At 70.1% G+C, this 14432-nt stretch carries 11 protein-coding genes; 7 read left to right on the top strand and 4 right to left on the bottom strand.

Translation table 11 applies throughout. The features are described from left to right. Window positions 1-107 precede the first annotated feature (107 nt). The 3 genes from AB663_RS06505 (at window position 108) to AB663_RS06495 (ending at window position 3137) form a co-directional block, all read left to right on the top strand. The gene (locus tag AB663_RS06505; RefSeq protein ID WP_067196975.1) at window positions 108-656 is read left to right on the top strand and encodes a hypothetical protein; all 549 of its coding nucleotides are present in this window, start codon (window positions 108-110) and stop codon (window positions 654-656) included. Continuing rightward, on the top strand, window positions 653-1501 hold the full coding sequence (locus AB663_RS06500; protein ID WP_067196972.1) for an NAD(P)-dependent oxidoreductase: 849 nt from the start codon (window positions 653-655) through the stop codon (window positions 1499-1501). Before AB663_RS06505 ends, AB663_RS06500 begins: the two co-directional genes overlap by 4 nt. Window positions 1502-1640: 139 nt before the next feature. Then, a complete protein-coding gene (locus tag AB663_RS06495) occupies window positions 1641-3137 on the top strand; it encodes a cell division initiation protein (RefSeq protein WP_067196969.1) in 1497 nt (498 codons plus the stop codon). An 80-nt stretch (window positions 3138-3217) separates the two neighbouring features. Here AB663_RS06495 and AB663_RS06490 read toward each other — a convergent pair whose 3' ends face one another. Continuing rightward, window positions 3218-3505 carry a hypothetical protein gene (locus AB663_RS06490; RefSeq protein WP_157540944.1) on the bottom strand — a complete coding sequence of 96 codons (288 nt, stop codon included), beginning with the start codon at window positions 3503-3505 and terminating at the stop codon, window positions 3218-3220. Window positions 3506-3714: 209 nt separating this feature from the next. Then, entirely contained in the window at window positions 3715-4683 is a 969-nt protein-coding gene (locus AB663_RS06485; RefSeq protein WP_067196963.1) for an intradiol ring-cleavage dioxygenase, read from the bottom strand. A 372-nt stretch (window positions 4684-5055) separates the two neighbouring features. On the opposite strand from AB663_RS06485, the gene AB663_RS06480 reads away from it, so the two are divergent. Then, entirely contained in the window at window positions 5056-5670 is a 615-nt protein-coding gene (locus tag AB663_RS06480; RefSeq protein WP_067196960.1) for a TetR/AcrR family transcriptional regulator, read from the top strand. Between the two features lie 37 nt (window positions 5671-5707). Here the strand turns inward: AB663_RS06480 and AB663_RS06475 are convergent, their stop codons facing one another. Continuing rightward, window positions 5708-6850 (bottom strand): low temperature requirement protein A, encoded by a 1143-nt coding sequence (locus AB663_RS06475; RefSeq protein WP_067196956.1) that lies wholly within the window; start codon window positions 6848-6850, stop codon window positions 5708-5710. Window positions 6851-7205: 355 nt separating this feature from the next. Between AB663_RS06475 and AB663_RS06470 the strand changes: the two genes are divergently transcribed. Genes AB663_RS06470 through AB663_RS06460 form a run of 3 tightly spaced genes read left to right on the top strand, consistent with a single transcriptional unit; the run spans window position 7206 to window position 11040 of the window. Continuing rightward, window positions 7206-8738 carry a sugar transferase gene (locus AB663_RS06470; protein WP_067196953.1) on the top strand — a complete coding sequence of 511 codons (1533 nt, stop codon included), beginning with the start codon at window positions 7206-7208 and terminating at the stop codon, window positions 8736-8738. A 5-nt stretch (window positions 8739-8743) separates the two neighbouring features. Next, window positions 8744-9910: a DUF1972 domain-containing protein gene (locus tag AB663_RS06465; RefSeq protein WP_067196950.1), complete on the top strand. Its 1167-nt coding sequence runs from the start codon at window positions 8744-8746 to the stop codon at window positions 9908-9910. Next, the gene (locus tag AB663_RS06460) at window positions 9904-11040 is read left to right on the top strand and encodes a glycosyltransferase (RefSeq protein WP_067196948.1); all 1137 of its coding nucleotides are present in this window, start codon (window positions 9904-9906) and stop codon (window positions 11038-11040) included. Before AB663_RS06465 ends, AB663_RS06460 begins: the two co-directional genes overlap by 7 nt. Window positions 11041-11153: 113 nt before the next feature. Here AB663_RS06460 and AB663_RS06455 read toward each other — a convergent pair whose 3' ends face one another. After that, entirely contained in the window at window positions 11154-14426 is a 3273-nt protein-coding gene (locus AB663_RS06455) for a right-handed parallel beta-helix repeat-containing protein (RefSeq protein ID WP_232304656.1), read from the bottom strand. Window positions 14427-14432 lie beyond the last annotated feature (6 nt).

Genomic DNA, 14432 nt, shown 5'->3' with positions numbered 1-14432 from the left:
CTCCCGGGAGACGGCCGTCCTGCTCCCCGGGGAGTAGGCGCGTCCCGGAGAGCACGTGCACCCATCGCATGATGGGCTCACCCTGCGCCTCGTCGTAGATTGGGCGCGTGGACTCCCCTCTGCTCTTCGCCGGCATCATCATCGCCGTGATCGTGCTGGCGCTCGTCCTTCCGCGCTGGACCCGCGGTTCGTCGCAGCGGGCCGCCGCGAGCACCGGTCGGGCGATCTCGTCGTCGCGCACCGACGAGGCTCTCGCGGCGCTCGGCTCCTCCCTGCTGCTCCACGCGCCGGACACGGTCGCACGCGAGATCGTCGACAGGGTCGCGCTCCAGCACCCCCGCATGCTCACGGCACGCGGCGACGGCGGGTACGGCATCCGGTTCGTCGAACCCGACGACGCGGTCGCCCGGCTCGTCTCGACCGCACAGGGCACCCGGCTCGAAGTCGCGCGGACGAGAGAGCTGCTGGGCACGCCGCAGAATCCCGAGTTCTGGGAGCAGATCAAGACTCACGTCGCGTCGGGCGCCGCAACACAGGGCGTCGCTTCGTCCCCCGGACCGCAGCTGCACTATGCACGCCGCGACGGCGACCCTCCGGTATGGGTGCTCGCGACCGCCGAAACGGAGACGGATGCCGATCGCGGAGGCGGCTCGTGAACGTGGGGTTCATCGGACTCGGCATCATGGGGATGCCGATGGCCGCCAACCTCGTACGCGCCGGCTTCGCCGTGACGACGTGGAACCGCACGCCGAAGTCGCTCGACGGCGCCGCAGCGGCAGCCACCGTCGACGAGCTGTACGCCCGCAACCGCGTCGTCGTGCTCATGCTCCGTGACGAGGAGGCGGTCGACGAGGTCCTCGGCCGGGGCACCGACCGATTCGCAGACCTCATGCGTGACCGCGTCACCGTGCAGATGGGCACCTTCCGACCGGCCTTCTCGCGGGCGCTCGCCGACGACATCGCGGCGGCGGGCGGCTCATACGTCGAGGCTCCCGTGTCCGGCTCGCGCGGACCGGCCGCCGAAGGCACGCTCGTGGCGATGCTCGCCGGCGCGTCGGATGCCGTCGACGAGATCGCGCCGGTGATCGACGCGATGTGCGCCCAGCGTGTGATGTGCGGCGAGGTCCCCGCGGCGCTGGGGATGAAGCTCGCCGTCAACACGTTCCTCATCACGATGGTCACCGGCCTCGCCGAGGCCTTCCATTTCGCGCAGGCCACCGGTGCAGACGCACGTGTCCTGCAGCAGGTCCTCGACGCCGGCCCCATGGCCTCCGTCGTGTCGCGCGGCAAGTCGGCCAAGCTGCTCGACGGGGACTTCTCCGCACAGGCGGCGATCTCCGACGTGCTGAAGAACGCGGCGCTCGTCGAGGACGCAGCCGTGGAGGCCGGCATCCCGCACCCCCTCATGGCGGTGTGCCGCGCGCTGTTCGCTGATGCCGCGACCGACCGACCACACGACGACATGATCGCCGTCATCGCCGCGATCGCGCGCCATCACTGACAGCGCACGCCGCCGCCGTCCCGGCTAGGCTGTTCGCAGCACCACCGCGCGTCGTCGCGGTGCGTCAGCCCCCTCATCCTTCGGCCTGCGCGGCCCCACCGACCGGTCTGCGCCACGGCCCCACCAGAAAGGCCGACCCATGAGCGAAACGCCCGCCGACAACGACTTCTTCGACAAGCTCATCGACGAGACCCCGCGCGAGCACACCGGCGGATTCACCGCCTCGTTCCGCGGGTACGACAAGGGCGAGGTCGACGCGGCTCTCAGCGCGCTGCGCAACCAGCTGCAGCAGCTGAAGGCCGACCTCGCCGACGCGGAAGCGCGTCACGAAGACCAGGTCGAGGCCATCCGTGCCGAAGAGCGCCAGGCCCGCGAGGTCCTCGAGTCGGAGCTCGCGGCGGCCAAGGCGCAGGCGGCAGACGCCGAGCAGCGGGTGACCACCCTCACGAACGAGCTCGTCGACGCCCCTCGCCCTGAGGGCGAGGACGCCCCGTCGCGTGAGCAGTTCGAGGCGATCCTCCGTGTCGCCGAGGAGCAGGCCAACGTGCTCATCCAGAACGCCGCCGTGCAGGCCGACCGGCTCATGGCCGCGGCCCGCGAGGAGGTCACGGCGCAGCGCGCCGAGGCCGAAGCCGACGCAGCCCGCATCATCGCCCAGGCTCAGCACGACGCCGACCAGGTGCGGCTGAAGATCGAGACGGAGTACACGGCGCATCAGGCCACCATCGAGCGCGAGGCCGCGCACGCCGCCGAGAAGGTGCACCAGGCGACCCAGGAGGCCACGGCCATCCGCACCGAGGCCGAGAAGGGCGCGGCCGCCCTGCGCTCTCTCGTGACGCGGGAGACCGCCCAGCTCCGCGCCGACGCCGAGCGCGAGGTGCGCGAGATGAACGCACGCGTGCTGGAGTTCGAAGAGACCCTGACCCGTCGCCAGGACGACGCGCAGCAGGAGTTCCTCGTGCTGCACAACCAGGCGGTCGCGCACGCGGAGCGCATCACGACCGATGCCAACGAGCAGGTCGCGGCCTCGCTCGAGCACGCGCAGCGGATCTCCGCGAAGGCGGACGACTACGAGCGCCTGATGCGCACCCAGGCGGCGGCGATCGAAGCGGATGCGCAGGTGCGCGCCCGCGAGACTCTCGAGCGCGCGCGTGTGAAGGCGCAGAAGATCGTCGACTCCGTCACGTCGCACACGACGACCGTGCTGCGCGACGCCGAGGACCACGCCCGCAAGCTGCGCTGGCAGCAGCAGCAGCTCGCGAGCTTCATGGCCGAGGTGCGTGAGCTCATCCGCCCCGACGGCATCTTCAGCGACGAGGCGGCTGCAACCGCGCCGACGACGGGCGCGGCGGCAGCGGCGGTGTCGGCCGACGAGGCCTTCGCACCCTCGTCCGACGACGTCGACGGCGATGTGAGCGCCGAGGTCGCAGCGGCAGACGACATGGTCGTCGACGACGAGATCGAGGTCGACGACGAGGTCGAGACCTTCGAGGCCGAGGTCATCGAGGCAGAGCCCTCCGATGTGTTCCTCGGTGAGGAGGTGCTCGAAGACGAGCTCGTCGACGACGACACGGCCACGATCGACGGCAAGATCACGATCGACGTGGTCGAGGCCGACGACAACATCACGCGCTGAGCAGCGGACGAGAAGAGGGACGTGAGCGGTCGACCGCTCACGTCCCTCTTCTGCGTCTGCGTCTTACGCGGCTGCCCCGCTCAGGCGCTGGCACGGCGCGGGCGGCGCCGCAGCACGCGCGGGAGCCTCAGCGGAAAGGTGGTGTGCGGACGGCGCGCGGTCGTCTGCACCTCCTCGAGCGCACGGAAGGCGTCGTCGAGCGTCGGGAACGCACCGATCTCGGTGCCGCGGTTGTCGCGGACGACGTACGCGGAGCCGTCGAACTCGACGAAGCCGGCGAACTCGCCGTCTCGCGTCGCGACGTGCACGTCGAGGTCGGCCTGTTTCCAGGTCAGCGGGTCGAAGGAAGGGATGGTGGTACTGCTCATGGTCATGCTCATTGCTCTGTGGCGGGCGCACGCGCGCTCCGCGATCGGGAGATCGAGGGCGGATGCCGCGCGCGTCGATGTGCGTGGTCCGTGGATGGCCCTGATCAGTGGCGACGCGGCGGCCGAGAGGGGGCGAAACGCACACGTTGCTCCTTCAGACTACCACGCCAACCACTCGGACCGTGCCACCGGTGAGCCGGACCACGCCGTCAGCGGGCAGGGGGCTGCCCTCCCCCGCCGGCGCCACCCTGGCCGCCGCTGGGCGCCGAACCCGCCGTCGGCGTCGTGCGCGTGTCGACCCGGACCACGAGCGACGCCGTGTATCCGGTGCTGACATCACCCGTGATCGTCGCGAGCTGCGAGGCGCCGCCGTCGTCGCCGAACACGTTGTCTCCGTCGAGCGTGACCCCGGCCAGGTTCTGCGCGGAGCCGCTGTACGCCGACGTGGCGTACACCGCCGTGCTGGCCTCCTCCGGCATCGCCATCTGAGAGGTGGCGATCGCGGCCGTGGAGTCGGTGATCGCGGAGACGTCAGGGTAGACCTCGAAGTGGATGTGCGGCCAGCGCCCCGAGTAGCACCCCGGGTACACGGAGGTGAACGAGAGCCGGCCGTCGGCGTCGGTGACCTGCACGCCGCGCAGGAACGTCACGTCCTCGAGCCCTTCGGAGTAGAGGGAGTACTCGCCCTGCGCCGTGCAGTGCCAGGCGTACACGGCGACGCCGGCGAAGGGCGCGTCATCATTGGCCATGTCGAGGATCTGGAACTCGATCGTGAGCGGGACGCCGTCGGCGGTCGCGGATCCGTCGATGGAGGTGGTGATGTCACGGCGCACGATGCCCGATTCCTCCAGCACGTCGGGGCCGTTCGACCCGTCTCCGGGGTACGGTCCCGCCGTCTCATCGGGGATCTCTCCGCTCGCCGTGGTCGACGTGGAATCCGACCCGGACGACGGCGTCGCGGTGGCGCCCGACCCGCCGCTCGTCGACGGGGCGCAGGCCGCCAGGACCACCGCGCCGACACCGAGACCGGCGAGGCTCAGCACCCCTCGGCGGCTGATGAGGGTGCGGATGTCGAACGACGCTCCTTGATCGACGACCTCCTCGTCGGGGTGATCGAGCAGGCGCCCCTGATAGGCAGGACCCTGCGGGGTCTGGATGGGCTCCGGGATGCGGCTCATGCGCGGCTCCTCTCGAACGGGCGGCTTGTCGTCATCATGCTTCCGTGGCCGTCGATCAGGATTCTCTGGACCGGCTATGGGGTCCCTATGAGCAAGTCGCCGGCGCCGCACAGACGAGAAAGGGCGGATGCTCTCCGCATCCGCCCTTCATCGCCCGAGCGACGATTGTCGTCGCCCGGCATCGCTGGGTCCGCGACTGGGGATCACGGACGAAGCATCGCATGTCGGCATGCCCCGGCTGGGGACCAGGGCTCTCGACCGGCTCCTCCAGTTCAGCAATATTCTGGACAGTTGTCAAGATTTTCTCGAACGACTGTCCCATTTCTGCCGTCCCATGGCTAAGATCAGCACAACAGGGTCGCGGAGGCGGACATGACCACGGTGGCAGAACGTGCAGCGCGGGGCAGCGTCGACAAGTTCGCCCGGCGTCGGCGGATGCTCGCCGAATCAGCGCTCGCGACGATCGCCGAGCACGGCTTCGCCCGCACGGGCCTGCGCGACATCGCGCAGCACTCCGGCCTCTCGCACGGAACGCTGCACTACTACTTCGCCGACAAGGACGATCTCGTCGGTGAATCGGTCTGGCTCTACAAGTCGGCGTGCGCCCGCCGGTACGACGACATCGTCGCGACCGCGACGAGCGGCGAGGAGCTGGCCTCTCGCGTCGCCGCGGAGATGTCCTGGACGCTGCGGAACGAGGCACCGATGCACCGCCTCTGGTACGACCTGCGCAACCAGGCGATGTTCGACTCCGGCTTCGAGGAGACGATCGTGCGCATCGACGAACTGCTCGAGAAGATGGTGTGGGCGATCGTCGAGCGGTACTCGCAGCTCACCGGCCGACCGGCGGTCCTCGAGCCGGCGGGCGCCTACGGCCTCGTCGACGGACTCTTCCAGCATGCGCTCATCCGCCAGCTGCGAGGAGACGCCGACGCGGCGGAGCGGCTGCGCGCGCACTGCGAGGGGCTGATCCTCGCCTCCGCGTAGAGCTGTCGAGGCGCTGATCCTCGCCTCCGCGTAGCTCTCAGGCGTGCGCGTCGCCGTCCCGCGCGACGGGAGGCCGGCAGACCAGCACGACGACGATGGCCACCATGACGAGCGCCGTGATCGCGACGGGGATCGGCAGCACGGGGTCGAGCAGCACGAGGGCCGCGCCCACCGGTACGACGGTGTTCACCACGCGGTCGGCGTTGCCTCGGATCGCGATCCACCAGATCCCGATCAGGAAGATCGCGATCGGAATCGACACGGCGAGCGACGCGGCGACCGGAGAAACGTGGCTGTGGCCGGTGAGCACGTCGAGCTCCACCTCGATGCCGGCCGAGAACGCGCCGGCCGCGGCGAAGACGAAGTAGTGCGTGTAGCCGTAGCGCAGCGACCGCCGGAACGTCGTGATGGCCCGGTGGTGAGGCGGCCAGAAGTAGATCCACCAGAGCGACGCCGTGACCACGAGCGTGAGCACCGCGATCGAGATGAGCGGTCCCAGCGAGTCGACCTTGTCGATCGCCTCGATGATGCCGTTCGCCGAGGCGAGCAGACTCTCGCCAAGCACGATGAGGGTGAACAGGCCGTACCTCTCGGTGATGTGGTGCGGGTGCCACGGAGTCTGCTGCCGGTACTCGGCGAAGACGGGGACGGCGATCTCGATGAGGGCGAAGGCGACGAAGGCTGCGAGCTGGAGCGGGCCCGTCGGGATGAGCAGGAACAGCACCCACAGCACCTGCACCGCCGCGATGCCTATGGCGTAGCGGATCGTCGCAGCGCGCAACCGCTCACCGGCCGAGCGCGACGCGCGCAGCCATTGCGCGATCATCGCGATGCGCATGACGATGTAGCCGATCACCGGCAGCAGGAAGTCGCCGTGGAACGCTCGCGGCACGCCTGCCGCGAGCACGAGCACCCCGCCCATCTGCACGATCGTGGTGACGCGGTAGAGCCAGTCGTCGGTGTCGAACGAGGTGGCGAACCAGGTGAAGTTCATCCAGGCCCACCAGATAGCGAAGAACACCATCGCGTACGACGTGATGCCGTGGACGACGTCACCCTCGGCAAGCGCATGATGCAACTGCACTGCCGCCGTGCTCACCGCCACGACGAAGACGAGGTCGAAGAACAGCTCGAGGGAACTCGCGACACGGTGCGGCTGGTTCGGATCGCGCGGGAGCATGCGACTCAGGTGGAACCGGGGCGAAATCGACGCATTCACGCGCGACAGACTAGCGGTGCGCGAGGACGCCGGACGTGAACGTTCCGGAATATTGGTTCATCCACACGTGTGAAATACCTTCCGAAGAGTTCATCCATCCGCTAGAGTGAGGAAAGTCTGCAGTGCTTGCTGCAAGCTCCGCCGTGTGGGATGGCGGAGGCACCCGTGATGTGGGATCACGGTGAGCGGCAAGACCCGAGGGGTCGGGAATGCAGACGACTGTCACGAACGTGGGGTTCGTGATCTGGGGAACAACTGGGGAAATCATGACGCACTGGGGAATTCTGCGTTCATTCACGGCTCTCGAGGCCTCGGCATGACCTCCGTCGAGGATGCTCTGAGCATCGCTCGCACGGGCTCGGTCTTTCTGCCGGTCGCCGCACCGCGGGCCGTCAAGCCGGCGTCGCGCACGGTGGTCGCACCGCGCGTCTCCGCGACGCTGGAACGACGCCGCCAATGGGAGCGGCGTTACCGGATGCGACTGCGGATCACGGATGCTGCCGTCATCCTGTTCGCGGTCGGTGCCACGGCAGCGATCCAGCTGATGCTCGGCAGCGCAGGGGAAGAGGCCCTGCGCGACGGCGTGCTGCTGGGTTCGCTCTGGTATCTGACGCTCAGCGCGCTGCACACCCGGGACGCAGCGCTCTTCCGCGCCAGCGCCACCGAGTACCGCGGCGTCGTGCACGCGAGCGGGCTCGCATTCGGGATCATCGCGATGGTGAGTGTGGTGCTCGGCTGGCAGCACATGCAGCCTGCGCTGCTGGTCGGGCTCCCCGCGGGGCTGCTCGCACTGCTCATCACGCGGTGGGCGTGGCGCAACTGGCTGGGCGCGCAGCGCGCGCACGGCCGGTTCGCGTCACGCACGCTCGTCGTCGGCAACAAGGACGACGTCGAGTACGTCGTCCGCACCCTGCACCCGATCGGAGCCTCGGGCTATCAGGTTGTCGGCGCGACGCTGCTCGACGGCAACGCTCGCGACGTGGAGGTCGACGGAGCCCGGTTCCCGGTGCTCGGCAACGTCAACACCGTCGCGAGCGTCGCCGCCGAGCTCGGGGCCGACACGATCATCGTGGCCAGCCGCCCCGAGGGAGAGCCCGAGTTCATCAAGCAGCTGAGCTGGCAGCTCGAGGGCACGGCATCCGAACTCGTGCTGTCGAGCCGGCTCACCGACGTCGCCGGGCCGCGGATCTCCTTCGCCCCCGTCGAGGGGCTCCCGCTCATCCAGGTGGAGATCCCGACGTACGAGGGCGGAAGGCACCTGCTCAAGCGCGCCCTCGACATCGTCGTGGCCGCCGTCGCTCTCATTCCGATCGCCCTCGTCTCACCGATCATCGCGCTGCTCATCAAGCTCGACTCGCCGGGCCCCGTGTTCTTCTTCCAGGAGCGCGTCGGGCGCGACGGACGTCGGTTCAAGATGGTCAAGTTCCGCTCCATGAAGACGGATGCCGAGCAGCAGCTCGCCGCCCTCAAGGAGCAGAACGAAGGTGCCGGCCTGCTCTTCAAGATGAAGGACGACCCGCGCGTCACGCGCGTCGGAAAGGTGCTGCGCAAGCTCTCCCTCGACGAGCTTCCGCAGTTCTGGAACGTCCTGATCGGCGACATGAGCGTGGTGGGCCCGCGTCCGCCGCTTCCGAGCGAGGTCACGGCCTACGACGGCACGGTCTTCCGCCGCCTGTACATCAAGCCGGGCATCACCGGTCTCTGGCAGGTCTCCGGACGCAGCGACCTCTCGTGGGACGAGAGCGTGCGGCTCGACCTCCGCTACGTGGAGAACTGGTCGGTCATGAGCGATCTGCAGATCATGTGGCGCACCGCCAAGGTCATGGTGCAGCCGAGCGGGGCATACTGAGACGCATGAGCAAGGGGAACGCCCTCACCATCGCGATGGTGGGGACGCGGGGGGTGCCCGCAGCATACGGAGGGTTCGAGACTGCGGTCGAGGAGGTCGGACGACGGCTCGTCGAGCGCGGTCACGACGTCGTCGTGTACACGCGCGGATCAGCGAGCCGCGAGAAGCAGTACCTCGGCATGCGCGTCGTCCACCTGCCCGCCGTACCGGTGAAGCAGGTCGAGACGCTCAGCCACACCGGGCTGTCGACTCTGCACCTGATGACCCGCCGCCGTCCGGACGCTGCGTTCGTCTTCAACGCCGCCAACTCACCGTTCCTGCCCTTCTTCCGGCTGCGGCGCGTGCCGACGGCGCTGCACATGGACGGCCTCGAGTGGCGCCGGTCCAAATGGGGTCCGCGCGGCAAGGCGTACTACCGATGGGCCGAGCAGTTCGGAGTCCGCACCGGTGACGCGCTCATCGCCGACGCCCCGGGGATCGCCGACTACTACGCGCATCAGTTCCAGGTTCCGACGGAGCTGATCCGCTACGGCGCTCCGATCCTCGAATCGGTCGCCGACGCGCGCCTCGATGAACTGTCGCTCGCACCGGGCGGCTATCACCTGATCGTGGCGCGCTTCGAGCCTGAGAACCACGTGCTCGAGATCGTCGAAGGGTACCGGCGCAGCAGCGCCACCCTTCCGCTCGTGGTGGTGGGTTCCGCGCCGTACAGCAGCGAGTACACGCAGCGCATCCAGCGGGCGGCACAGGGCGACGACCGCATCCGGCTCGTGGGCGGGGTCTACGACCAGGAACTCCTCGACGCCCTCTACTTCCACGCTCTCACCTACGATCACGGGCACTCGGTGGGCGGCACCAACCCGTCTCTGCTCCGCGCGATGGGCGCGGGCACGGCCGTGCTCGCGTTCGACGTCCCGTTCAACCGCGAGGTCACGGCCGACGATGGCTGGTTCTTCACCACGCCCGCCGACGCCGCGACCGCGTTCGAGGCGGCCGAGCGCGATCCGGAGGCCACCCGCGAGGCGGGTACCCGGGCCAGGGAGCGGGCGCGGGACGCCTTCCGCTGGGAAGACGTGACCGACGCCTACGAAGACCTCGCCCGGCGGCTCGCGACGGGCCACAGCGTGCACCGCGTCGCGAGGAAGGCGCGTCGACGGGCCGAGGAATGGTGAGGGCGACCGAGAAGACGGTGCTCGTGGCGCACCCCGGCGCCGAGCTGTTCGGCTCCGATCGGATGGTGCTCGAGAGCGTGATCGGCCTGCGATCGACCGGGGCTCGCGTGGTCGTCGCGCTGCCGTCGACCGGCCCGCTCGTCGAGGGTCTGCGGGCCGCGGGCGCCGAGGTCGTGATCGTGCCGATGCTCGTGCTGCGCAAGACGCTGCTCACGCCCCGGGGGCTCCCCCGGCTCTTCCGCGACGCGCTGCGCGGACTCGGTTCCGCCTGGCGACTCCTCGGTCGCGTACGCCCTGACGCCGTCTACGTGTCGACGATCATCTCCCCGCAGTGGCCCGCCGTGGCGAGGGTGCGGCGCGTGCGGTCGGTGACCCATGTGCACGAAGCGGAGGCGTCGGGCAGCCGCCTCGTCAACACGCTGCTGTACCTGCCGCACATCGCCTCGAACCTCGCGGTGACGAACAGCCGCTTCACGCGTGACACCGTCGCTCATGCGCTGCCCGCGCTCGCCCGCAAGACCGTCGTGATCCACAACGGCGTGGGCTCGCCCGATTCTCCCGCGGCCCCGCGCCCGGCGATCGAGGGGGAGCTGCGTGTGGTCTACGTCGGACGACTGTCTCCGCGGAAGGGACCCGATCTCGTGGTCGAGGCCGCGTCGCAGTTGGCGCAGCGCGGCGTGAAGGCGACCGTCACGCTCGTGGGAGCCGTGTTCGAGGGTTACGAGTGGTACGAGCAGCGGTTGCGAGAGCAGGCCGCCGCGGCCGGCATCCCCGTGGAGTTCGCCGGATTCCAGAGCGACGTGTGGCCGTTCATCGCGGCGTCCGACGTGCTCGTCGTCCCCTCGCGAGCGGACGAGTCCTTTGGCAACACCGCCGTCGAAGGGGTGCTCGCGATGCGGCCCGTCATCGCGAGCGACACCAGCGGCCTGCGTGAGGCAGCCGCCGGGCGACCGACCGTGCGGCTCGTGCGCCCCGACGACGCATCGGCGATCGCCGACGCACTGGTGGGCGTCCGCGACGACTGGGACGACATCGTCGCCACGGTCGCCGGCGTCCGGGACGACGCACAGGCGGCGCACGCACCGGCGGTCTACCGCGACGCCGTCGCCGCGGCGGTCCTCGGCGCCTGAGCTCGCGCCCCGCCCATCCCTCCGAGCCGACTCTGCTCGCCGCCCGGCGCGCACAGGGAACGGGAAAGGGGCCGCTGATCCTCGGATCGGCGGCCCCTGCGTGCCCCCGTGGCTCAGCGCGGCTGCGCGCCGAGCACCCTCGTCCCCGAGGGCAGGTGCGACTCCGCCGCGACCGCAGGCGGCACCGCCTGCGCGATCGACGCCGAGGGCGCGGCCAGGGATCGCACGGCGACGCCGGCCGGCACGGCCTCCTCGATCACCTGGTACTCGTCGTCGACCACCGAACGACCCTCGACGAGCGCCGAGTTCGCGTCGTGACCGGTGGCGGCGACGAACTGGTCGAGATCGTTCGTCACCGCGGGGTTGCCCGCGCCGCCTCGCGACCAGACGCCGAACCACGTCGGTGCGGTCGGGCCGGGACGCGAGTACAGGTTCCCATCGCTGCGTGACACCATCTGGGCGCCGGTGAACTCCTTCGAGAAGTCCTCGACGCAGACCAGGCAGTTTCCGCCGGCGTCGCCGACCACGTTGTTGACGAGGACGGTGTTGCGGGTGATCCACGGCATCGTCGGGTCGGGGATCGGCTGCCGGGGGTCGTGTCCGGCGGCGCTCGTGTCCGACGCGCGGCGCTTGTCCTGCGTGATCGCGATGTTGCGCTGATTGCCGACCGCGGTGTTGTTCCAGATCTGCGCGTTCCCCGTGTTGATGATGTAGACGCCGTTCAGGGCGTTGTGGGAGACGACGTTGTCGGCGATCAGCGCCTTCTCCGAGAGCTCGAAGACGACGCCGTGACCGGTGTTGCCCACGACGTCGTTGCCCGTGAACACGATGTCGTACACGGATTCGTCGAACCACGGCCCCTGGCCGAGGTTGTCGAGGAAGGCACTGTCGGTCACCTCGATGTCGCGCGAGCGGCCGATCTTGAGCGCCCCGGACACCGGTGCGCGGTTGAACTGCTCGGAGTTGTTGCCCACGGACAGCATCCGATGCACGCGCAGGCCGTCGGCGGTCGAAGCGCCCGCACCCAGCAGACCGTTGCCGATCACCGAGACACGGTCGAAGGTGGTGCGCGGCGACCACGTGTACAGACCCGTCGTCGAGTTGTCGCGGATGGTGACGTCGGAGACCGTCACGTCGGCCGCGGCCACGACGACCGTGCCCATCTGCGGCACGCTCGTCGCGTACCGCCGCACACCGATCCCCTGCAGCACGGACCCGGCCGAACGGATCGACACGGCCTGGGTGAGGGTGCTCGCCTCGACGGCCTTGCCGGTGGGGTCGGAGCCGATGACGAGCTGCGAGCGGCTCTTGTCGACGAAGAAGGTTCCCGCCTTCACCAGCGACCTCGACGCCACCTCCTTCAGCTGCGCACCGCCGACCCAGACCTGGTCGGGGTGCGCGGCCATCGGATGCTCCGGGTTGACGAACTGCCACCCAGCCGACGTCCCGTCCGCAGCGCCCTTGGTGTAGGTCGGGCTCGCGTCGAGTTTCAGCGTCCATCCGTCCTTGACCCAGACGCCCGATTCGGCGCGCCAGCCCGACACGGGCTGCGCGCGGGGGAGCCACACCTCCTCGCCCGGGGCGGGCTGGATGGTCACGCGCTTCTGCGGAGGCACGATGACCTCTTCGTGGTAGGAGCCCTCGTGCACGACGATGGTGCCGCCGCTCGGCACCTTGCGAAGCGCCGCGGTGATGGTCGCCAGCGGTCGCGCCGCCGACCCGTCGTTGACATCCGAGCCGCCGCGCGCGACGTGCACGGCCGTGGCCGGCACCGCATACGACGAGGATCCGGGCGCGCCGGCGCCCGCGTCCCCCCGCGGGAACGTCCCGTCGGGTGCCGGAGCCGGAGGCTGCGGCTGCTCTCCGGGCTGAGCGGGCTCGGCGCCCGCCTCGGCGGCACGGACCGAGAACGCGTCGATCGCGACCGCCGGGGTGTCACCGCCTCGCGCCGAGTACAACACGATGCCGGCGCGTCCCGCGCTCGAGATGCGCGAGGCCGTGGAGTCGGTGGCCGCCACGGTCCACCCGGCAGGTTCGGTGGATCCCACGGGCCACGCCTTCGCAGAGAGCGAGACCGCGCCCGTGCCGGATGCCTGGAAGACCACGCGCAGCGAGTCGCCGGCCTCGACCTTCTCGGGGAGCCGCTTCGCCGAGTACACCGTCTCGGTGGTGGCGAGGTTCGTCAGGCGGAGCAGATGCAGCTCTGCCGTGCCGTCGGACTGCACCCGCAGGCGCGCGGCATAGGACGAGTCGCCGACGATGCGGTTCGCGAGGCTGAGGTACAGGCCCGACCCCCCGCGGGGCAGCGCCGGCACCGTGACCTCGGCCGTCGTCGTCGTGTCGGCGGGGAGCGTCGCGCCGAGGGTCGCGGTCGCCACGCGGCCCGCCGCGGGACTCGCGATGAGTCCGGACTCTCCGTCGACGCTGAGCACGGCGGATGCCGAGGCGCGCCACGCACCGCCCCTGTCGGCCTCGCCCCAAGCGCTCTTCTGCGAGCGCGTGAACAGGTCGCACACGGCATCCGCACTGTCGCAGGCTGCATCGGACGGGGCCTCGGCGCCGGGCTCGTCCGGAGTCTCGCCCGCCGGCTGCTCTTCGGTGCCGGGCTGTGCGCCCGCGTGGTTCGCGGCCACGCGGCTCGCGGTCACGCCGTCGATGTGCACCGGTGCGACGTCGCCGCCCAAAGACGCGTACTCGCTCCAGGCCAGGCCGCCGGCCGCGGTGATGCGCGAGGGAGAGGAATCGGTCGCGGTGACCTGCCAGCCGGGCGCTTCCTCGCCCGCAGCCCAGGCACGAGCGCGCAGCTCGACGGGAGCGGAGCCGACCGCGAGGATCTCGACCTGGAAACCCGATCGCACCGCGTCGCCGAGCACGACGGTGCGGCCGGCGAGCTCTGTCGCCTTGTAGCCCGAGAACACGACGATCGAGAGCTCGGTGCGGCCGTCGCCCAGCGTGCGCAGGCGGGCCGCGTAGGAACGGTCGCCGGTGTCGCGCACGTGCGTGCTGAGATAGACGCCGCTCTTCTCCGACAGCTCGTCGGGAACGGACGCCTGCGTCACGAGGCTGGTGTCGGTCGCGGTCGCCGCGTTCCAACGGACCATCGCGGTCCGGCCGGCACCCGGGGCTCCGAGAGTGGCAGCCCCGTCGGCGACCGTCGCGATCGCGGTCGACGAGGTGGTGTACGCCCCGCCGCCAGGAGCCGTTCCCCACCCGGATGCCACGGACCGATCCATGGTGTCGGAGAGGAAGGGAGAGTCAGAGGCGGCAGCGTCTGCGCGCGATGCGGCAGTGAGCAGGGCCGCCACGGCGAAGAGCGTGGCGAGGAAGGCGAAGATGCCGCGAACCGGAGAGGGGCGCGAGGCAGGGGAGGGAGTCGTCGAGGTCACAGAGGA

Source organism: Microbacterium sp. XT11 (assembly GCF_001513675.1).
Taxonomy (GTDB): domain Bacteria; phylum Actinomycetota; class Actinomycetes; order Actinomycetales; family Microbacteriaceae; genus Microbacterium.
Note: the sequence above shows the minus strand (reverse complement) of the source record. Positions and strands in the feature narration are given on the sequence as shown.

Excerpts from the sequence above, each read along its gene's own strand:
- AB663_RS06490 (WP_157540944.1), bottom strand. The coding sequence starts at position 3,505 with ATGAGCAGTACCACCATCCCTTCCTTCGACCCGCTGACCTGGAAACAG.
- AB663_RS06475 (WP_067196956.1), bottom strand. The coding sequence starts at position 6,850 with ATGCTCCCGCGCGATCCGAACCAGCCGCACCGTGTCGCGAGTTCCCTC.
- AB663_RS06460 (WP_067196948.1), top strand. The coding sequence starts at position 9,904 with ATGGTGAGGGCGACCGAGAAGACGGTGCTCGTGGCGCACCCCGGCGCC.
- AB663_RS06465 (WP_067196950.1), top strand. The coding sequence starts at position 8,744 with ATGAGCAAGGGGAACGCCCTCACCATCGCGATGGTGGGGACGCGGGGG.
- AB663_RS06480 (WP_067196960.1), top strand. The coding sequence starts at position 5,056 with ATGACCACGGTGGCAGAACGTGCAGCGCGGGGCAGCGTCGACAAGTTC.
- AB663_RS06495 (WP_067196969.1), top strand. The coding sequence starts at position 1,641 with ATGAGCGAAACGCCCGCCGACAACGACTTCTTCGACAAGCTCATCGAC.
- AB663_RS06485 (WP_067196963.1), bottom strand. The coding sequence starts at position 4,683 with ATGAGCCGCATCCCGGAGCCCATCCAGACCCCGCAGGGTCCTGCCTAT.
- AB663_RS06470 (WP_067196953.1), top strand. The coding sequence starts at position 7,206 with ATGACCTCCGTCGAGGATGCTCTGAGCATCGCTCGCACGGGCTCGGTC.